This window comes from Parvibaculum sp., assembly GCF_035325945.1.
In the GTDB taxonomy this organism is placed as follows: Bacteria; Pseudomonadota; Alphaproteobacteria; order Parvibaculales; family Parvibaculaceae; genus Parvibaculum.
In genome coordinates, this window is sequence record NZ_DAOKYX010000034.1 from 1 (window position 1) to 20490 (window position 20490).

Genomic DNA, 20490 nt, shown 5'->3' on the forward strand with positions numbered 1-20490 from the left:
TCGAGACGCTCGCTGCTTCCCGGGTCTGGTCGACCGTGCACCCAGAAGGTGACAGGGGCGATGAGAGGGCGGGCTCGCCTTCGACCGCCCAGGCCGGTCCGTCGGAAACCGCGCCGCAATCCGCCCGTGAGCGGGGCGCCGATCCGTCCCCGGCTGCCGATAATGGCGCTTCCCAGCCTGTGAGCCGCAAGGCACGCAAACGCCGCCGCTCGCGTGGGCGCGGCAAGCGCGCGGATCAGCAGGCATCTCCGTCATCCAACACGGCCACAGGCGCTGCGCGTCCGCGCGGGCAGGGCAACCGTCCGTCCCGCCACGCGCCGGGCGATGACGGCCCGGTTTACGGCGCGCTCGATCTCGGCACCAATAATTGCCGTCTGCTCATTGCGAGGCGCAGCCGCGACGGCTTCCGCGTCGTCGATGCGTTTTCCCGCATCGTGCGCCTTGGCGAAGGGCTTTCGTCGGCCGGCCGCCTCGGCGATGAAGCGATGGACCGCGCCGTCGAGGCGCTTCGTGTCTGTGCCGACAAGATGGCGCGGCGCGGCGTCACCCGCTCGCGGCTGATCGCGACGCAGGCCTGCCGTATTGCCGGCAATGGCGCCGACTTCATCGAACGGGTGAAGCGGGAAACGGGCCTCTCCCTCGAAATCGTCTCGACCGAGGACGAGGCGCGGCTCGCCGTCGCCGGCTGCGCACCGCTTCTCGACCGTGCCTGCACTTCGGCGCTGGTCTTCGATATAGGCGGCGGTTCGACGGAACTCATCTGGGTGAATATGGGAACGGGGGGCCGCAACGGTGCCGGTGTCGGCCGCCATCGCCCGCGCATCGAGGATTGGACCTCGCTTCCCTGCGGCGTCGTCACGCTGGCCGAACGCCATGGGGGAATCGATGTGCCGGGGCCCATCTACGACCTGATGGTGGACGAGGTGAGCGCGCGCATCGCGCCCTTCATGGAGCGGCTGAATGCCCTCCGCGAGGACGGGGTCGATCCGCTGGGCGGCTTTCATCTCCTCGGCACGTCGGGCACGGTGACGACCATCGCGGGCGTTCATCTCGGACTTCCGCGCTACGACCGCAACCGGGTGGACGGTGTCTGGATCACGCCGGGCGATGTCCATCGTGTGACCCGCAACCTCCTCACCATGAAGTATGAGGATCGCGCCGCCCATCCTTGCGTCGGCCGCGAGCGCGCCGATCTCGTGCTCGCGGGCTGCGCGATCTTCGAGGCGATCTCGCGGGCCTGGCCCGCCGAACGGCTCCGCGTGGCCGACCGGGGATTGAGGGAGGGCATCCTCCTTTCGCTGATGGATGCCGATGCGGCGCGCGGCAGGCGACGGCGCCGGCGCTCGCGCGGGGGAGCGAAGGTAAAACACGAGCAGGCTGTGGCAACTACATGACAGAAAAGAAGAAATCCGCCAGCGGCCCGATGGGCAGGACGCTCAAGGTGCGTGTGAAGACGGCGAAGAAGCGGTCGCTGTCATCGACGCTCTGGCTCGAGCGCCAGTTGAACGACCCCTATGTGCACGCCGCCAAGAGAGAAGGCTATCGCTCCCGCGCGGCCTACAAGCTCTCCGAGCTCGACGACAAGTTCCACTTCCTGAAGCCGGGGGCGCGCGTGGTCGATCTCGGCGCGGCGCCGGGCGGCTGGTGCCAGATCGCGGTCGAGCGCGTGAAGTCGATTCACGGCCGTGGCGAGCGGCAGGGTCGCGTCATCGGCGTCGATATTCTCGACATGGAACCCATGCCGGGCGCCACCATCATGAAGCTCGATTTTCTGTCGGACGGCGCTGACGATAAGGTGAAGGAGGTGCTTGGCGGAGAAGCGGATGTCGTTCTTTCCGACATGGCCGCGCATGCGACGGGGCACCGCCAGACCGATCATCTGAAGATCATGGCGCTTTGCGAGGCGGCGGCGCAGTTCGCAACCGAGGTGCTGAGCGAGAACGGTACCTTCTGCGCCAAGGTGTTGCGTGGCGGAACGGAGAACGATCTTCTGAACTTCCTCAAGCAGCACTTTCACACCGTGCGGCATGTGAAGCCCAAGGCCAGCCGCGCCGATTCAGCGGAAATGTATGTTCTGGCTCAAGGCTTTCGGAAAAGAAGCGAAGAGTCTACCTGAGCTTGCTCGTCGGCCTGTGGCAGGCATGGCTCGCTAGCCACTGTCCTGCGACGAGGGGCGGCAGGAAGAGGAATGAGCGGGCTGATTTCAATCTTCCTTTGCAATTGCGAACAAGGGTGGTAGAAGCCAGCGCCAACACACGGTAAGGCTCCCGGCATTCGGGACAGGAGGTTGGCTTGGATATCCGCGAAGCATTGACGTTCGACGACGTTCTCCTGCTGCCAGCGGCCTCCACCATACTGCCAAGTCAGGCCGATACGCGAACGCGGCTCACACGCTCCGTATCCCTCGGCATTCCGCTCATCTCCGCCGCCATGGACACCGTGACCGAAGGTCGCCTCGCCATCGCCATGGCGCAGGTCGGCGGCATCGGCGTTCTCCATCGAAACATGTCGCCCGAGGAACAGGCCGAACAGGTCCGCATGGTCAAGAAGTTCGAATCGGGCATGGTCGTGAACCCCATCACGATCGAGCCGGATGCGACGCTGGCCGAGGCGCTCGCGCTGATGCAGCAGCACGGCATTACGGGCATTCCCGTCGTCGAGCATTCGGGGAAGCTCGCGGGCGTCCTCACCAATCGCGATGTCCGATTCGCCTCGAACCTGCGTGAACCCGTCCGCAATCTGATGACGAAGGACAATCTCGTCACGGTGAAGGACGGCGTCAGCCAGGAGGAGGCCAAGCGGCTCCTCCACAAGCACCGCATCGAAAAGCTGCTGGTGGTGGACGATGCCTATCGCTGCATCGGCCTCATCACGGTCAAGGACATCGAGAAGGCCCATCTGCACCCGAACGCGACCAAGGACGACCAAGGCCGGCTGCGCGTCGCGGCCGCGACGACGGTGGGCGACGAGGGCTTCGCCCGCTCCGAGGCGCTGATCGCGGCGGGCGCCGACGTCATCATCGTGGATACCGCACATGGCCACTCGCAGCGCGTCTCGGAGGCCGTCGAGCGCATCAAGAAGCTCTCCAACGTCACCCAGGTGGTGGCGGGCAATATCGCGACCGGCGACGGGGCGAGGGCGCTCATCGATGCGGGCGCCGATGCGATCAAGGTCGGCATCGGGCCGGGCTCGATTTGCACGACCCGCGTGGTGGCCGGCATCGGCGTGCCGCAGCTCACCGCGATCCTCGATGCCGTCGAGGTGGCGCGCAAGTTCGACACGCCCGTCATCGCGGATGGCGGCATCAAATATTCCGGCGATCTCGCCAAGGCGATCGCGGCCGGCGCCGAATGCGCCATGATCGGCTCGCTCTTCGCCGGCACCGATGAAAGCCCCGGCGAGGTCTTCCTCTATCAGGGCCGCAGCTACAAGGCCTATCGCGGCATGGGCTCGGTGGGCGCCATGGCGCTCGGCTCGGCGGATCGCTACTTCCAGCAGGATGTGAAGGATTCGCTGAAGCTCGTCCCGGAAGGTGTTGAAGGGCAAGTGCCTTACAAGGGCCCGGTCGGCAATGTCGTGCACCAGCTCGTGGGCGGCCTGCGCGCCGCCATGGGCTATACGGGCTCGGCCACGATCAAGGACTTCCAGGAGCGCGCTAAGTTCGTGCGAATCTCCTCGGCCTCGCTCCGCGAGAGCCATGTCCATGACGTGAAGATCACCCGCGAGGCGCCGAACTATCCCGGCACCGGCAGCTAGTATTTGACGGCCAGGACATGACCCCCGGGGCCCGCCTGCAGGCGGCGATCGATATTCTTTCCGCCATCGACGAGACGAGGCATCCGGCGGATCGCGTCTTCGACGCGTGGGCCCGCAAGAGCCGTTTCGCCGGCTCGAAGGACCGGGCGGCTGTGAGCGAACTCGTTTACAGCGTGCTGCGGCACCGCGCGGCGCTCGTCGAGGCGGTCGGGGGCGAGAGCCCGCGCCTGCTCGCGCTCGCCGCAATTTCACTTGTCGAAGGGGCGGGGCCCGCGCACGCCATGGCGCTCGCCGATGGCGCGCGCCACGCTCCCGCGGTGCTCGGGCCGGAGGAGGCAGCCGCCTTGCGCGCGGCAGCGCTTCCCGCAAGCGATGCGCCCGCTCATTTGCGCCTCAACTATCCCGAATGGCTGCACGCCGAATTCGAGCGCGCTTATGGCGCGAGCCTCGAGCGCGAAATGGCGGCCCTCATGGAGCGCGCGCCGACCGACCTCCGCGTCAACCTGCTGAAGACCGGCCGCGATGAGGCGCGCGAGGCGCTCGCCGCCGAAAATGTCGAGACGGAACCGACGCCCCATTCGCCCTGGGGCCTGCGTCTTCTGAGCCGTGCCAATATTCCGGGCCTCCGCGCCTTTCGCGACGGGCTCATCGAGGTGCAGGACGAAGGCTCGCAGCTTGCCTGCCTTTTGACCGGCGCCAGGCCCGGCGAGCAGATCGTCGATCTCTGCGCGGGCGGCGGGGGCAAGTCGCTCGCCCTTGCAAGCCTCATGGCCAATCGTGGCCAGATCCATGCCTGCGATACGGATCGCCGTCGCCTCGGCAAGCTCATGCCGCGTGCCCAGCGCGCAGGCGCGCGCAATGTGCAGACGCGCTTCATCAGCCCGCTCGCAATCCCGGCCGGGCCCGATGCCGAATTTTCCGATCTCGCGGGTCGCGCCGATTGCGTGCTTGTCGATGCGCCCTGCAGCGGCTCTGGCGCCTGGCGCCGCAGCCCCGATGCCCGCTGGCGCCTCACCCCCGAACTCCTCGAAAGCTACAGGGCGACGCAGCGCGAGGTGCTTGCGCGCGGGGCGGCGCTCGTCCGGCCGGGCGGGCGTCTCGTCTATGTCACCTGTTCACTGCTGCCTAGCGAGAACGAGGATCAGGTCGCGGGCTTTCTCGCCTCGCATCCCGATTTCACGGCGCTGCCATGGGCGGACTTCTGGCCCGAGAATCTCCCGCGGCCGCCCGCCGCCGAAGGTGCGGCGCTGCGCCTCTCGCCCGCCTCGACGGGGACCGACGGCTTCTTCATCGCGGTCATGGAGCGGCGCCGATGAAGCGGTGGAGGGGACAGTGCTGCGGGCTTGACGCCACGGGGCAGGGATGGTCTACCGGGCGAAGGTTTCCCGCGAGGCCCCCACGGATGACGGCCGCTTCCCTCCGCCACGCTTGTATGATGGCGCTTCTGCTCGCTTTCTCGGCGCCCGCGAGCGCGCATGCCGTGAACGCGGAGATGCAGAGGGCCTCCATTTCACTCGCAAGCAAGGGTGTAGCCGCCAGCGCTGCCGGAGACACGGCGCGCGCCCGGCGCCTCTTCGAGGAAGCCATCGTGGCCGACCCCGCAAACGCCCATGCGCTGAGCAGGCTCGGACTTCTTTACGCGGCGAAGGGCGAGGCGGCCACGGCGCGCAAATATTTCCACTTCGCGCTCGAGGTCGAGCCGACGGAACCCGACGCCCTGCTTGGCGCGGGCCGCCTCGATCTCGCCGATGGAAAGGCGGACGAGGCGCGCGACAGGCTGCGCATACTCTCCGTGGCCTGTCCGGCCTGCGAACAGACGAAGGAACTTTCTCGCGCGCTCGAGGCCGGATCGAATGCGGCCGCTGCCAGCCAATCGCCTATACCGGCACCCACTCCGCAAAACCATCCCTAGACGGACCATGACCGATCGTATCCTCATCATTGATTTCGGCAGCCAGGTCACCCAGCTCATCGCCCGGCGCATTCGCGAAAGCGGCGTCTATTGCGAGATCGTCCCTTTCAACAAGACGCAAGGGCTTCTGGAGAGCTTCAGACCGAAGGGCATCATCCTTTCGGGCGGTCCCGCCAGCACGACCGGCATCGGCTCGCCGCGCGCGGATGACTGGGTCTTCACCTGCGGAGTCCCGGTGCTCGGCATCTGCTATGGCGAGCAGACCATGTGCGCCCAGCTCGGCGGCAAGGTCGAAAGCTCCGACCACCGCGAATTCGGCCGCGCCGTCATCAGCGTCACCGAGGATTGCGCGCTCTTCGAGGGGCTTCTCACCGTCGATGAGCAGGAACCGGTCTGGATGAGCCATGGCGACCGGGTCATCGAGATCCCACCGGGCTTCAAGGTCGTGGCGGTGAGCCGCAACGCGCCCTTTGCCGCCATTGCCGACGAGAAGCGGCGCTTCTACGGCGTGCAGTTCCATCCCGAAGTCGCGCACACGCCGCGCGGCCGCGACATGCTGCGCAACTTCACGCACCGGATTTGCGGCTGCACTGGCGACTGGACCATGGCCGCCTTCCGCGAAACCGAGATCGCCAAGATCCGTGCGCAGGTCGGCGACGGCAAGGTGATCTGCGGCCTTTCGGGCGGCGTCGATTCCTCCGTCGTCGCCGTGCTTCTGCACGAGGCGATCGGCGACCAGCTCCAATGCGTCTTCGTCGATACGGGCCTCATGCGGGCCGGCGAGGCCGAGCAGGTGGTGAACCTCTTCCGCCACCACTACAACATTCCGCTCGTGCATGTGGATGCGAGCGATCTCTTTCTCTCCAAGCTCGATGGCGTGAGCGATCCCGAACGCAAGCGCAAGATCATCGGCGCGACCTTCATCGACGTCTTCGAGGCGGAAGCGAAGAAGATCGGCGGCGCCTCCTTCCTGGCGCAGGGCACGCTCTATCCCGACGTCATCGAAAGCGTGTCCTTCATCGGCGGGCCGTCCGTCACGATCAAGAGTCATCACAATGTCGGCGGTCTGCCCGAGCGCATGAACATGAAGCTCGTGGAGCCCTTGCGCGAACTCTTCAAGGATGAGGTGCGCGTGCTTGGCCGCGAGCTTGGCCTGCCGGAGGAATTCGTCGGCCGCCACCCGTTCCCCGGACCCGGCCTCGCCATCCGCGTGCCGGGCGAGATCACGCGCGAAAAGCTCGACATTCTCCGCAAGGCCGACACGGTCTATCTGGACGAGATCCGCCGCGCCGGCCTCTATAATGAAATCTGGCAGGCCTTTGCCGTGCTGCTTCCTGTCCGCACGGTCGGCGTGATGGGCGACGAGCGCACCTATGACTATGTCTGCGCGCTCCGCGCCGTGACATCGACCGATGGCATGACGGCGGATTACTACCCGTTCAGCCACGACTTCCTCAGCCACGTCTCGACACGGATCATCAACGAGGTGCGCGGCATCAACCGCGTCGTCTACGACGTGACCTCGAAGCCGCCGGGAACGATCGAGTGGGAGTGAGGGCGGCGCCATTGATCCATATCAATGCAAGGCGATGCTGAAGGGCTGAAGTTCACGGTTCTACGGAATCAACAGTGAGCTTCGGCCGGGCCCTGATCGCCATGCGCGGTACGACGCCTTCTGGCGCCATCCGCGCCGGTTTTGGTTTGGTCGCGGCGGTGGCCGCAAAGCATGGATCAGGTTTCGCGCGACGCGCAGCAGGGCCAGGGTTCGCCGGGCCTGACTCCGCCCGGCCTGACGGGGGCAGAGGCGCAGCGTCGCCTCGAACAATTCGGGCCAAACGAAATCCCCGAGCAGCGGAGTCACCCGCTGGTCACGCTTCTGGGCAAATTCTGGGGACCGATCCCATGGATGCTCGAAGCGACCATTCTGCTTCAGGTGTTGCTGGGGAGGGGCGGAGAAGCGGCGGTCATCGCAGCGCTTCTCATCGTCAACGCAGGCATCAGCTTTTTCGAGGAAGGCCGTGCGGGCAAGGCGCTCGAGCTTCTGCGCCATCGGCTGACGGCCACGGCTCGCGTGCTTCGTGACGGGGTCTGGCGTACCACGGCCTCGGCGGACCTCGTTCCCGGCGACGTGGTCCATCTGCGCATGGGCGATCTCTCGCCAGCCGACGTCCGGATCGTCGAGGGCGAGGTCCTGCTCGACCAGTCCGCGCTGACGGGCGAATCCGTGGCTATCGAGGCAGGCGCGGGCGCTATGGCCTATGCCGCTTCGGTGGTCCGGCGCGGTGAAGCCACAGGCGAGGTCACGGCCACCGGCCAGCGGACCTATTTCGGCAAGACGGCCGAACTGGTGCGGACGGCGCGTTCGACGAGCCATCTGGCGGTGACGATCTTCAAGATCGTCCGAGTTCTCATTGCCATCGACGCCATGCTGATCGCTGCCCTGCTGGTCTATGCCGCCTGGGCCGATCTTCCGCTCCGTGACGTGCTGCCCTTCGCCCTGATCCTGCTGGTGGCGTCTGTCCCCGTCGCGCTTCCGGCGACCTTCACTCTGGCGACCGCCCTCGGCGCGGCGGAGCTGGCGCGGTCCGGGGTGCTGCTTACCCGTCTCTCCGCAATCGAAGAGGCGGCGGGAATGGATGTTCTGTGTACGGACAAGACCGGTACGCTGACCGAGAACCGGCTGAAACTGACCGAGACGCAGCGCGTGGCCGCGACTTCGGACGAGGATCTGCTGAAGTTCGCGGCGCTTGCCTGTGATCCGGCGACGCAGGACCCGATCGATCTGGCCATCCTGACCGCGGCGGACGAGCGCGGCGCGCGCACCGGCCTGCCGCCCCGGATCAGCTTCGTTCCGTTCGACCCGGCGACCCGCTACTCGCTCGGCTGCTACCGGCAGGCTGACGGCGAGCTCTGGGTCGTGAAAGGCGCTCCGCAGGCCGTCGCCGCGTTGATCGGCGCGGGGCCTGAGGTCGTGGAGGCGGCCGACGGTCTGGCGGCGTCGGGAGCCCGCGTCCTTGCAGTCGCGCATGGCGGCAGCCGCGCGAGCTTGCGCCTCTCCGGCCTGATCGCGCTCGAAGATCCGCCGCGTGCCGACTCAGCGGCACTGGTGAAGGGTCTCAAGGATCTCGGTATTCGCGTGGTGATGGTGACCGGCGACAATGGCGCCACCGCGCGGGCCATTACCGGGCGCATCGGCATCGATGGGGCGCTGGCGCCCGCCGATGCGCTCGACCATATCGATGGCGGGCACGCGCTTGACTATGGCGTCTATGCCCGCGTCTTTCCGGAACACAAGATCAGGCTGATCCGGCTTCTTCAGAAGGCCGGCCATGTCGTGGGAATGACAGGCGACGGCGTCAATGACGCGCCCGCGCTCAAGCAGGCCGATGTGGGCATCGCCGTGTCGAGCGCCACCGATGTCGCCCGCGCGGCTGCGGGCGTCGTGCTCACTTCACCCGGCCTCGTGGACGCGCTGACCACGGTCCAGATCAGCCGGCGGATCTATCAGCGGATGCTCACCTACACGATCAACAAGATCATGAAGACGCTGGAGGTCGCGATCTTCCTGACCGTCGGCGTCATCATCACGAACAGCTTTGTGATCACGCCGCTGCTGATCGTGCTTATGCTGTTCACCAACGATCTCGTGACGATGTCCATAGCGACCGACCATGTCGGCTACTCGCAGCGCCCGGACAGGTGGGATGTGCGCACGCTGATGCTGATCGGCAGTCTCCTTGCGGGACTGGTGCTGATCCTCTCCTTCGCGGTTTTCTTCGTCGGCCGCGATGTGCTCGGGCTGAAGCTCGCCGAATTGCAGACGCTGGTTTTCGTCATGCTCGTGGCAACCGGACAGGGCAATGTCTATCTGGTGCGCGAACGCGGCCCGTTCTGGCGATCCCGACCCAGCCGGTGGCTGGTCGCAAGTTCGCTGGCCGACCTTGTGGTTGTGACCGCGATGGCCGCGACGGGCATCCTCATGGCGCCGGTCAGCCTCAGGCTGATCGTGCCGCTGCTGCTGGTGGTCGCCGTGTATCTCTTCATCCTCGACCACCTGAAGGTCCGGATATTTCGCCGCCTGGCGGTGAAGTGACATTTGGCCCGGGACTTGAAGAGGCCGGCGAGCGTCGCCCCCGTTCCCTCCGGGGCCGAACAACGCTACCCTTCATCCGTTCCATCGGAGGAGCCGGATGAAGCGTTTCGTTTTTTTCAGTCTTGTCATGATTGGCCTGTCGCCGGTCGCCGCACATGCGGATGCGATCGACGACAACACCCTCTGCTATGAGCAGTTCAGCACGGGCAACGACAAGGCGGCCGTCGACTACTGCAGCAGGGCGATCGAGTCCGGCAAGCTCCCCAAGGAAGACCTCGTCGCCGCCTTCATCAATCGCGGCGTCGCACTTCGCAATCTCGGCCAGCCGCGCCGCTCCATCGTCGATTACAGCATGGCGCTGAAGCACGCGCCCAATGATGGGATGATCTATGCCAACCGGGCGAACGCGCTGCGCGACATTGGCGAGCTCGATCGCGCTCTGGACGACGCCAACAAGGCCGTGAAGCTCGACGGGAAGCGCGCGGCCTCCTATTTCGTGCGCGGCGCGGTCTATGAAGCGCAGAGCCGGTTCGATTCCGCGCGCCGCGACTACATGCAGGCGCTGTCGCTCGATCCCGCCAATCGCGACTATCAGGATCACATTCTAGCGCTCGATGCCAAGCGGGCGAAGCAGGCGCAGCAGGGGGGAGGGATGCGATGATCGATCTGATGGATCATCCTGCGGATCCGCGAAAGCTCGATGTCTTCGCCATTACGCGCGAAGCCTATCAGGGCGGCTGGACCCATTTTGGCGAAATGGTCCGGCTGATCTGGCTTCCGGGCCTGCTCTATATCGCCGTCGCGCTCGTATCGGGCGCGCTGGACAGTGAGGCCAATCCCGGCCTGCGTCTTCTCTGCGATCTTGCGGTGTTCTTTCTCTGGCCGATCATCGCAGTCGCCTGGCACCGCTTCATTCTCGTAGGCGATGCGACGCCCGGCCGCTTTCATCTGCATTTCGGCAGGCGCGAGGCGCGCTTCCTCGTCGTTTCGATTTTCCTGAGCCTGCTCGCGCTGCCGGGCATTCTCATCGCGTCGATGACGGCGGCGCTCAACGATCCGTCTCTCGGCACATCGGCATCGCTTCTTGGCTTTCTCGGCCTCATCGTGCTGATGGTCGGCCTCTACTATTTCGTCCGCCTGCTGCTTCTTTTGCCCGCCGTCGCGGTCGATGAGCCGATCAATGCGCGCCTCATTCTCGAGCGCACGCGCGGCAATTTCTGGCGTCTTCTCTCGCTCGTGATATTGGCCAGCCTGCCGCTCGTGCTCGTCATCTTCGCCGGCGCGAGCCTCGTCCTCGCGCTCGGGCTGCCGGGCGTCATCCTCCTCGTTCTCGGGGCGCTGGTCGGCGTCTTCTTCATGATCGTCAACGTCGCGGTCATCTCCATCGCCTATCGGGAACTCATCGGCCCGCCGGGAACGCTCGCCTTCGATCTTGAAGGCCCCGATGCACCGTTGAATTAGCGCTTTCTCTCCGCTAAGGTCCGGCTCGCAAGGATCAGGAACGGTGCCAGTGGGTACCTAAGAGCTTGCTTTGTAAGCTCTTTTCGCTGCGGCGTCCGGCCGCCTCGATATTCCCGGCACTCGTTCCCATATGTGGCGCGAGGCCCATGAGCAAGGATGATCCGACATGTCGGTACAGGCGAAGATCAAGCGCATCACCGTTCCGGAAATTCGTGCGCGCAAGGGCGGCGACCCCATCGTCAGCCTGACCTCCTATCACGCGCATACGGCGCGCTATATCGACCCCTATGTCGACATGATCCTCGTTGGCGACTCGCTCGGCATGGTCATGTACGGCATGGAGACGACGCTGGGCGTCACCCTCGACATGATGATCGCTCATGGCGCGGCCGTCGTGCGCGGCACGGATCGGGCGCTCGTCGTCGTCGACATGCCCTTCGGCAGCTATGAGGAAAGCCCGGAAGTGGCGTTCCGCAATGCAGTCCGCATCATCAAGGAAACGGGCTGCACGGCTGTGAAGCTCGAAGGCGGCAAGCGGCTCGCGCCGACGATCCGCTATCTGATCGAGCGCGGCATTCCCGTCGTCGCGCATATCGGCCTGACGCCGCAGTCGATCCAGGTCATGGGCGGCTTCAAGACCCAAGGCCGCGTCGAGGAAGAGTGGGGCGCGATCGAGGAAGACGCGGCCGCGGTCGCGGAGGCCGGCGCCTTCGCCGTCGTGCTCGAAGGCATGGCGGAGCCGCTCGCCGCGAAGATCACGAGCGAGATCGACATTCCGACCATCGGCATCGGTGCCTCGCCCGCCTGTGACGGGCAGATCCTCGTTCTCGAGGACATGCTGGGCCTCTCGCCCAAGCCGCCGAAATTCGTCAAGGAGTTCGCGACTCTCGGCGCCCAGATCGCCGGCGCAGCGGAGGCCTATGCCCGCGAGGTGCGGGCTCGGACCTTCCCCGCGGTCGAGAACACCTACGGCATGAAAAAAGTAAAATAAGAACAGGCGTTTGCGCTGTTTTCCTGCCGGTTGGCGTTTGCCATCTCCGGGCGCGCGGGCTATTTTACGCGGCCTGCCTGAGCAGGTGCGGGGGAGGTCGCCGCGCCCCGATGGGGCGCAACGCTTTCCTGCGCTATCCTGGTCATCCCTTGGAGTGCGCTCTTGACCGATCTCTTCCGTGAAATCGAAGAAGACATTCGCCGCGACCAGCTCAACAAGCTCTGGGAAAAATACGGCATCTACCTGGTCGGCCTCGCCGTCGGCATCGTCCTCGTGGCGGCCGCCATCGTCGGCTGGCGGGCATGGGAGCGATCGAAGAACGCGGCAGCCTCCGCAACCTATAGCGAACTGGTCACCAAGGCCGAGGGGGAGAAGCCGGCTGAAGCCGCGGCCGCCTTCGGCGAGTTCGCGGAGCGCGCGCCCTCGGGCTATGCGGCGCTTGCCCGGTTGCGTCAGGCGGGGCTGCTCGTCGATGCGGGCGATACGAAGGGCGCCGTGGCCGTCTATGACGCCCTTGCCGCGAGATCGTCCGCGCCGGACGTGTTCCGCGACATGGCGCGGGTCAAGGCCGCGCTGCTGCTTCTCGATCAGTCGAACTATGAGGACATGAAGGCGCGGCTGGGCTCGGTCGATGTGGCGGGCAATGCCTGGCGCAACAATGCGCGCGAGATCCTCGGCCTTGCGGCATGGAAGGCCGGCAAATTCGCGGAGGCGGGCGCCTATTTCGACGCCATCGTCGGCGACAGCGAGGCCTCGGCCGGTCTGCGCGACCGCGCGCATGTGATGCAGGCCGTTATTGCGCCGCATCTGCCGCGCCCGGCGGCGAAGCCGGATGCGGCCGGTGCCAAGGCTGAAACCAGCAACGCAGCGCCCGCCGACGCGGCCGCGAACCCGAAGGCGGAGTGACCCGGATGGCGATGGGTGTGGATGTGAAACCTTCGGGCCTTCGGGCGGTGTTCAGGACGGCCGGCTTTGCGCTTGTCGCCATCGCGGCTCTGGGCCTCGCCGGCTGCGATACCGTGGGCGACATGTTCTCCTCCGCGCAGAAGCCAAAGCTTCCGGGCAAGCGGCTCTCCGTGATGGAGCTCGAGACAAAGCTCGAGGTCGATCCGGAAGCGAAGGAAACGCAGATCGAGCTGCCGCAGGCTTACGAGAACAGCGAGTGGACGCAGCCGGGCGGCACGGCGGACAACGCCATGTATCACCTTGAGGCGCCGGGCAAGCTCGACAGGGCCTGGAGCGTCAGCGCCGGTTCCGGTTCGACCCGCGCGGCCCGTCTCGTCGCCACGCCGATTGTCGCGGATGGCAAGGTCTTCGTGCTCGACTCGCGCGCGACCATCCGCGCCTTCGATGCGAAGTCGGGCAAGCAGCTCTGGAAGCAGGACGTCACGCCCGAGGATCAGGATTCCTACAAGGCGCGCGGCGGCGGCGTCGCTTACGACAACGGCAAGCTCTTTGCCGCGACGGGCTTCGGCAAGGTGCATGCGCTGAACCCGGCGACCGGCGCCGTCCTCTGGACGGCCGATGCGGGCGTTCCCTTCCGCGCCTCGCCCACGGCCAATGGCGGCCGCGTTTTCGCGGTGACCTCCGATAACCAGCTCATCTGCTTCGCCGAAGAGAACGGCCAGATCCTGTGGCGCCATCGCGGCATCACGGAGAGCGCGGGCATTCTCGCGGCGACGAGCCCCGCCGTTGCGGGCTCCATCGTCATCGTTCCCTATTCCTCGGGCGAACTCTTCGCGCTCCGCGTCGAGAACGGCGCCGTGCTCTGGTCGGATTCGCTCACCCGCACCGGCAATCTCACCTCGCTCTCCGAACTCAATGACATTGCCGGCAGGCCTGTCATCGATCGTGATCGCGTCTTCGCCATCAGCCATTCGGGCCGCATGGTTTCGATCGATCTGAGAACCGGCGAGCGCGTCTGGACGAGAGATATTGCCGGCGTGCAGACGCCCTGGGTGGCGGGCGAATATGTTTTCGTCGTCTCGACCGATCAGGAAGTCATCGCCATCTCGCGCCGCGACGGGCGAATTCACTGGCTGACGAAGCTCGATCGCTATGAGGACCCGGAGGACAAGGAAGGACCGATCGAGTGGAGCGGGCCGATCCTTGTGAGCGACCGCCTCGTGCTCGTCTCGACCACTGGCAAGGCCGTGTCGCTCTCGCCCTATACCGGCGAGATCAAGGGACAGGTCGAGCTTCCGGGCAAGACGCTCATCGCGCCCATCGTCGCCAACGGTACGGTCTATATTCTGACCGACGACGCCGATCTGGTCGCGCTGCGCTAAGCCGCAATCGCGCGTCCGGTCGCATAAAAAGGGCCGCAGGCCGTGTCATTCAAGGTTGCCATTGTGGGGCGGCCCAATGTGGGCAAGTCCACTCTTTTCAATCGGCTCGTCGGCAAGAAGCTCGCTCTTGTCGACGATACGCCCGGCGTCACGCGCGACCGGCGCGAAGGAGAGGGCCGTCTCGGCGACCTGACCTTCACCGTGATCGACACGGCGGGGCTTGAGGAGGCAACGGGCGACAGCCTCGAAGCGCGGATGCGCCGTCAGACCGATGCGGCGATCGCCGAGGCCGATGTCTGCCTCCTGCTCATGGATGCGCGCGCGGGCGTCACGCCGCTCGACAAGCGCTTTGCCCAGATCCTCCGGAAGTCGCCGACGCCTGTCATCCTTGTCGCGAACAAATGCGAGGGCGGGGCGGGCGAGGCGGGGCGCATGGAAGCCTTCGAGCTTGGCCTGGGCGCGCCCATTCCGCTCTCGGCCGAACATGGCGAAGGGCTTGCGACGCTTTATGAGGCGATCCAGCCCTATGCGGACAGCATCGCCGAGGAGGAGCGCGAACGTGCTGTCGAGGACGCGCTCGCCGCCGACGATGAGGCCGCCAGCCGCTTCGATCCCGAGGCGCCTTACGAGCCCGACCTCGAGGCGCCGCTTCGCATCGCCGTCGTCGGCCGTCCGAATGTCGGCAAATCGACGCTGGTGAACCAGCTTCTCGGCGAAGACCGCATGTTGACCGGGCCCGAGGCCGGCATCACCCGCGACGCTATCGGCATCGAGTGGGAATGGCGCGGCCGCCGCGTGAAGCTCTGGGACACGGCCGGCATGCGCCGCCGCTCCCGCGTCACGGAGAAGCTTGAAAAGCTTTCCGTAGCGGATACGCTGCGCGCCATCCGCTTTGCCGAAGTCGTCGCCGTCACGCTCGATGCCAGCATTCCCTTCGAGCGGCAGGACCTCCATATCGTCGATCTCGTCGAGCAGGAAGGCCGCGCGATGCTGATCGTCGTCAACAAGTGGGACGCGGTCGAGGATCCGCAGGCAAAGCTCCGTGAGCTGAAGGAAGAGCTGGAGCGCCTGCTGCCGCAGGTGCGCGGCATACCCATCGTCACCCTGTCGGCGCTGACGGGGCGCGGCCTCGACAAGCTGATGCCGGAGATCGAGCGCGTTCATACGATCTGGAACGCGCGCGTCTCGACGGCGCGTCTCAATCGCTGGCTGGAGGAGGCGATTTCGCGCCACCCGCCGCCGGCGGTCAAGGGACGCGCCATCAATCTCAAATATATCTCGCAGGTGAAGAGCCGACCGCCGACCTTCGCCGTCTTTTCGAGCCGGGCCGAGGAAGTGCCGACGGCCTATCGCCGCTACCTCATCAATTCGCTGCGCGAGACATTCGGCCTTCCCGCCGTGCCCATCCGCCTTTTCATGCGGGCACGCAGAAACCCCTTCGCGGAAAAGAAATAAGCCGGGCGAAAAGCCCGGCTTATTCTGTCTTGTCATTCCTGCGCTTGGGGCCGCGAACGGCCCGCCGCTCTATGCCTTCGTCTTCTGATATTCGACGATCTCGCCGTTCCGTGTGCAGGAGGGAAGGGCAAGCTCGATGAAAAGCGGCACGAGATCGGCCGGCTTCGTAAGCGTCGAGGGATCCTCGCCCGGCATGGCCTGCTTGCGCATGGCCGTGCGCACCGGGCCGGGGCTCAGCAGATTGATGCGCAGGTTCGTGTTCGCGCATTCCGCCGCCCAGGTTTTGGCAAGCGCCTCGAGCGCTGCCTTGCTCATGGCGTAGCCGCCCCAGAAGGGCTTGGCCTTGTGCGCGGAACCGGAGGTCACGAAGATGGCGCGGCCCGCATCCGAGCGCTTGAGCAGGGGCTCGAAAGAGCGCATGAGCCGCCAGTTCGACGTGATGTTCGTCGCGACGAGCTTGTCCCACGCCTTCACTTCGAGATGGCTCACCGGCGTCAGCACGCCGAGCGTGCCAGCATTGCCGACGAGAATGTCGAGCTTGCCCCAGCGCTCGTAAATCGTCGCGCCGAGCCGGTCGATGGCGTCGAAATCGGTCAGGTCGAGCGGAACAAGCGTCGCCTTGCCGCCGACCTTGCGGATCTCGTCATCGACTTCCTCGAGCCCGCCGACCGTGCGTGCAACGAGGATGACATGCGCGCCTTCCGCCGCAAATCCGAGCGCGACCGCGCGCCCGATGCCGCGCGATGCGCCGGTGATGACCGCGAGGCGGTCCTTAAGCCGTCCGCTCATACTCTCTTCTTTCAGGCGATTTCGGCGAGCAGCGACAATTGCCGCGTGCGTTGTTCGCCGACTTTGTCGGTGAGGGGCGTCGGATAGTCGCCCGTGAAACAATGATCCGTGAACTGCGGATGTTCCTGATCGCGATGCGTGTAGCCGAGTGCGCGATAGAGGCCATCGACAGAAATGAAGGCGAGGCTGTCCACGCCGATATAGTCGCGCATGCCTTCGAGGTCGTATCTCGCAGCGAGAAGCTGCTCGCGCTCCGGCGTGTCGATGCCGTAGAAATCGGGATGCGTGATGGGCGGGCTCGCGATCCGCATGTGTACCTCGCGCGCGCCGGCCTCATACATCATCTTCACGATCTTGACCGATGTCGTGCCGCGCACGACCGAGTCGTCCACCAGAATGATCCGCTTGCCCTCGACGATGGCGCGGTTGGCATTGTGCTTGAGCTTCACGCCGAGCTGGCGGATCTGCTGCGTCGGCTCGATGAAGGTGCGGCCGACATAGTGATTGCGGATGATGCCAAGCTCGAAGGGGATGCCCGACGCCTCCGCGAAGCCGAGCGCGGCGGGCACGCCTGAATCGGGAACCGGGATCACGACATCGGCTTCGGTGGCGCTTTCCCTCGCCAGCTCGCGGCCGAGCTGCTTGCGCACATTGTAGACGCTGCGTCCCGCCACGATGCTGTCGGGCCGGGCGAAGTAGATATATTCGAAGACGCAGGGGCGCGGGCGCTGGGGCGGGAAGGGGCGGATCGACTCGATGCCCTCGCGCGTGCAGACGACGATCTCGCCGGGCTCGATCTCGCGCACGAATTCCGCGCCGATGATGTCGAGGGCGACTGTCTCCGAGCAGAGAATGGGGGCGCCGTTGAGCTCGCCGAGAATGAGCGGGCGGATGCCGAGCGGATCGCGGGCACCGATGAGTTTCTTCGGCGTCAGCGCGACGAGCGCATAGGCGCCTTCGATCTGGCGCAGCGCATCGACGAAGCGCTCCATGACGCGCGGGCTCTGGCTGCGGGCGATGAGCTGAAGGATCGTCTCGGTATCGGAGGTGGACTGGAAGATCGCGCCCGCGCGGACGAGTTCGTTGCGCAGTGTGATGGCGTTGGTCAGGTTGCCATTATGCGCGATGGCGAAACCGCCGCCCCAGAGATCGGCGAAGAGCGGCTGCACATTGCGCAGGATCGTTCCACCCGCGGTCGAATAGCGCACATGGCCGATGGCGATGTCGCCCATGAGGCGTTCCATGACCGTGCCGCTGGAAAAGTGGTCGCCGACAAGGCCGAGGCGGCGCTCCGAATGAAAATGCTCGCCATCGAAGCTGACGATGCCCGCCGCTTCCTGTCCGCGATGCTGGAGGGCGTGAAGCCCGAGCGCCGTCAGCGCGGCCGCATCCGGGTGCCCGAAAACGCCGAACACGCCGCACTCTTCGCGCAGCGTGTCACCCATGAGTTCTTCGTCCGTAATGCAGGTCGGGCGCTCGCCGAGGGTATGTTTTTCCGATGCGGCGATGGAGGTTCGGGTCACGGTTTGGGCCACATTCGGAAAGGAAAAGGATAACTGTTCATGCATCCGATGCGCTCCCAAAGGGGTCCGGTCACTCTGTGCTCTCGAAAAGCCTGTCGAGCCCCCTCCGCTCGGAGGGGTTATAGCCGTCGTCCTGCGCGCTGTCAGCGCCCGATTTGCCGTCGGCTGCCGCGGGCGCGCTGGCTGCGGGATAGCGCTTATCGGGCGCGGGCGCAACTGCCCGGGGCGGCGCGGCTGTGCTCGGCGCGGGCTTCGCGCGGCTTTCGTTCTTCGGCGCGGGCGCGGATTTAGGCACTGTCGGCGCCAGCGTGAACAGCGTCGATGCCGAGGATTCGACCAGCGGCCGCAGCCTCGCATTCCTGATCCAGTCCGGCTGGTCGGCCGGGTTCGGCACCAGCCATGCGAAAAATAGGTAGGCGACGGTCACGATCAAGAGCCCGCGGACGAGCCCGAACAGGAAGCCGAGGGTGCGGTCGAGCATTTCGGCCTGATCGTGCAGGGCGAGAAGATGGTCGGCCCAGCGCATGGTGAAGGCCGCCACGAGCACATATCCCCCGATGAAGATCGCCAGCGCGGCGACGACGGCGGCAAGCCAGCCCGGCGAGATCATGCCGCGGAAGAAGGGCGTCGCATATGGAAAGAGCCAGAGCGCAGCGAGCGCCCCGACCACCCAGGCGAGGATCGAGAGAACCTCATTGGTGAAGCCGCGCAGAAGCGCGAGCACGCTCGATATGAAAAGAACCGCCAGGACGATGCCGTCGAATAGCGTCACCTATGTCCCTCCTTGAGACATTTACCCTATCACAATTCGCCGCCCCTGCGCTCGCGGGGCCGACCGGAGCTTCCCGCCGCAAGATGCGCGACGAGCCCGGCAAGGTCGGAAATTTCGGTCATTTCAAGACCGCTGGAGGGTTTTTGGCGCGATGCCGAGGCGGGCAGGATAGCACGGCGGAAGCCGAGCTTTTCGGCCTCTTTCAGCCGCGCTTCCATCTGGTTCACGGGGCGGACCGCGCCTGAAAGGCTGATTTCGCCGAATATGACGCAATCGGGCGGCAGGGCGGCGCCGGTAATGGAGGAAACAAGCGCGCCTGCGACGGCAAGATCGGCTGCGGGCTCGTTGATTCGCAGGCCGCCCGCGACATTGAGATAGACGTCCTGTCCGGCAAGGCTCAGCCCGCAGCGCGCATCGAGCACGGCAAGCACCATGGAGAGCCGTCCCGTATCCCAGCCCACCACAGCGCGGCGCGGGGTGCCGAGCGAGCTTTGCGCGACGAGCGCCTGGATCTCGACGAGCACCGGCCGCGTGCCCTCGATGCCAGCGAAGACCGCGCTTCCGCTCGTCTCGCCGTCGCGCTCGCCGAGAAAGAGGGCGGAGGGGTTCGGCACTTCGGCGAGGCCCATCTCGCCCATTTCGAAGACGCCGATTTCGTTAGCCGGTCCGAAGCGGTTCTTCACAGCGCGCAGGATACGGAACTGGTGTCCCCGCTCGCCCTCGAAATAGAGAACGCAATCGACCATGTGCTCGACGACGCGCGGGCCCGCGATCTGCCCGTCCTTCGTCACATGACCGACGAGAATGATCGCCGTGCCATGCCGCTTGGCGAAGCGCACGAGGTCCTGCGCCGTGGCGCGCACCTGCGCCACCGTGCCGGGCGCGGATTCGAGCGCATCCGTCCACATGGTCTGGATCGAGTCGATGACGACGGCGGCCGGCGCCTTCGCGCCGTCGAGCGTCGAGAGAATGTCCTTGAGGTTCGTCTCCGCGCCGAGCCGGACGGGCGCATCCGCAAGGCCGAGGCGCCGCGCCCGCATGCGGACCTGCGCGATCGCCTCTTCGCCCGAGATATAGACGACATCGGCGCCATTGCGCCCGAGCGCGGCCATAGCCTGAAGCAGAAGCGTCGACTTGCCGATGCCGGGATCGCCGCCCACCAGCAGCGCCGAGCCCGGCACGAGCCCGCCGCCGCAGACGCGGTCGAATTCGGCGACGCCGGTGACGAGCCGCGGCGGATCGGCCGTTTCGCCCGCAAGCGAGACAAGTTCGATCTGCCGCCCCTTGCCGCGCGCGCCCTTTTGCGGGCCGCCGCCGACGCCGGAGCTTTCGGCCGCTTCCTCGACGATGGTGTTCCATTCGCCGCAGGATTCGCACCGTCCCGCCCAGCGCGGTGTCACCGCGCCGCAGGCCTGGCAGACGAAGATGCGCGAGGCGCGGGCCATGCGTA

17 protein-coding genes are annotated in these 20490 nt (G+C 66.0%); 13 read left to right on the plus strand and 4 right to left on the minus strand.

Annotation, left to right across the window (positions count from 1 at the left end):
- Positions 1-35: 35 nt before the first annotated feature.
- From PKA57_RS13165 to der, 13 genes are all read left to right on the plus strand, one after another.
- Positions 36-1394, plus strand: coding sequence for a Ppx/GppA phosphatase family protein (locus PKA57_RS13165; RefSeq protein WP_324301333.1), 1359 nt, complete (start codon positions 36-38; stop codon positions 1392-1394).
- Positions 1391-2116, plus strand: a complete 726-nt coding sequence (locus PKA57_RS13170) for an RlmE family RNA methyltransferase (protein WP_324301290.1) — start codon at positions 1391-1393, stop codon at positions 2114-2116. The genes PKA57_RS13165 and PKA57_RS13170 overlap by 4 nt, the downstream gene beginning before the upstream one ends.
- 176 nt (positions 2117-2292) lie before the next feature.
- Complete coding sequence (gene guaB / locus PKA57_RS13175) at positions 2293-3756, plus strand: IMP dehydrogenase (protein WP_324301292.1); 1464 nt, start codon at positions 2293-2295, stop codon at positions 3754-3756.
- 17 nt (positions 3757-3773) lie between these two features.
- Entirely contained in the window at positions 3774-5072 is a 1299-nt protein-coding gene (locus tag PKA57_RS13180) for an RsmB/NOP family class I SAM-dependent RNA methyltransferase (protein WP_324301294.1), read from the plus strand.
- 86 nt (positions 5073-5158) lie between these two features.
- Positions 5159-5668 carry a tetratricopeptide repeat protein gene (locus tag PKA57_RS13185; RefSeq protein ID WP_324301296.1) on the plus strand — a complete coding sequence of 170 codons (510 nt, stop codon included), beginning with the start codon at positions 5159-5161 and terminating at the stop codon, positions 5666-5668.
- A 7-nt stretch (positions 5669-5675) separates the two neighbouring features.
- A complete protein-coding gene (gene guaA / locus PKA57_RS13190; protein WP_324301298.1) occupies positions 5676-7223 on the plus strand; it encodes a glutamine-hydrolyzing GMP synthase in 1548 nt (515 codons plus the stop codon).
- Between the two features lie 171 nt (positions 7224-7394).
- Complete coding sequence (locus PKA57_RS13195) at positions 7395-9761, plus strand: plasma-membrane proton-efflux P-type ATPase (protein ID WP_324301300.1); 2367 nt, start codon at positions 7395-7397, stop codon at positions 9759-9761.
- A 97-nt stretch (positions 9762-9858) separates the two neighbouring features.
- Positions 9859-10422 carry a tetratricopeptide repeat protein gene (locus tag PKA57_RS13200; protein WP_324301302.1) on the plus strand — a complete coding sequence of 188 codons (564 nt, stop codon included), beginning with the start codon at positions 9859-9861 and terminating at the stop codon, positions 10420-10422.
- Entirely contained in the window at positions 10419-11222 is an 804-nt protein-coding gene (locus tag PKA57_RS13205) for a hypothetical protein (protein WP_324301304.1), read from the plus strand. Before PKA57_RS13200 ends, PKA57_RS13205 begins: the two co-directional genes overlap by 4 nt.
- A gap of 166 nt (positions 11223-11388) precedes the next feature.
- Positions 11389-12213 carry a 3-methyl-2-oxobutanoate hydroxymethyltransferase gene (gene panB, locus PKA57_RS13210; protein WP_324301306.1) on the plus strand — a complete coding sequence of 275 codons (825 nt, stop codon included), beginning with the start codon at positions 11389-11391 and terminating at the stop codon, positions 12211-12213.
- A 162-nt stretch (positions 12214-12375) separates the two neighbouring features.
- Positions 12376-13119 carry a tetratricopeptide repeat protein gene (locus tag PKA57_RS13215; RefSeq protein ID WP_324301308.1) on the plus strand — a complete coding sequence of 248 codons (744 nt, stop codon included), beginning with the start codon at positions 12376-12378 and terminating at the stop codon, positions 13117-13119.
- A gap of 5 nt (positions 13120-13124) precedes the next feature.
- Positions 13125-14501 carry a PQQ-binding-like beta-propeller repeat protein gene (locus tag PKA57_RS13220; protein ID WP_324301310.1) on the plus strand — a complete coding sequence of 459 codons (1377 nt, stop codon included), beginning with the start codon at positions 13125-13127 and terminating at the stop codon, positions 14499-14501.
- Positions 14502-14543: 42 nt separating this feature from the next.
- A complete protein-coding gene (gene der, locus PKA57_RS13225; protein ID WP_324301312.1) occupies positions 14544-15956 on the plus strand; it encodes a ribosome biogenesis GTPase Der in 1413 nt (470 codons plus the stop codon).
- A 69-nt stretch (positions 15957-16025) separates the two neighbouring features.
- On the opposite strand, the gene PKA57_RS13230 is transcribed toward der, so the two are convergent.
- From PKA57_RS13230 to radA, 4 genes are all read right to left on the minus strand, one after another.
- A complete protein-coding gene (locus PKA57_RS13230) occupies positions 16026-16745 on the minus strand; it encodes an SDR family NAD(P)-dependent oxidoreductase (RefSeq protein ID WP_324301314.1) in 720 nt (239 codons plus the stop codon).
- A gap of 11 nt (positions 16746-16756) precedes the next feature.
- On the minus strand, positions 16757-18190 hold the full coding sequence (gene purF / locus PKA57_RS13235; RefSeq protein WP_324301316.1) for an amidophosphoribosyltransferase: 1434 nt from the start codon (positions 18188-18190) through the stop codon (positions 16757-16759).
- Between the two features lie 148 nt (positions 18191-18338).
- Complete coding sequence (locus PKA57_RS13240; RefSeq protein WP_324301318.1) at positions 18339-19040, minus strand: CvpA family protein; 702 nt, start codon at positions 19038-19040, stop codon at positions 18339-18341.
- Positions 19041-19069: 29 nt separating this feature from the next.
- The gene (gene radA / locus PKA57_RS13245; RefSeq protein ID WP_324301320.1) at positions 19070-20485 is read right to left on the minus strand and encodes a DNA repair protein RadA; all 1416 of its coding nucleotides are present in this window, start codon (positions 20483-20485) and stop codon (positions 19070-19072) included.
- Positions 20486-20490: the final 5 nt, after the last annotated feature.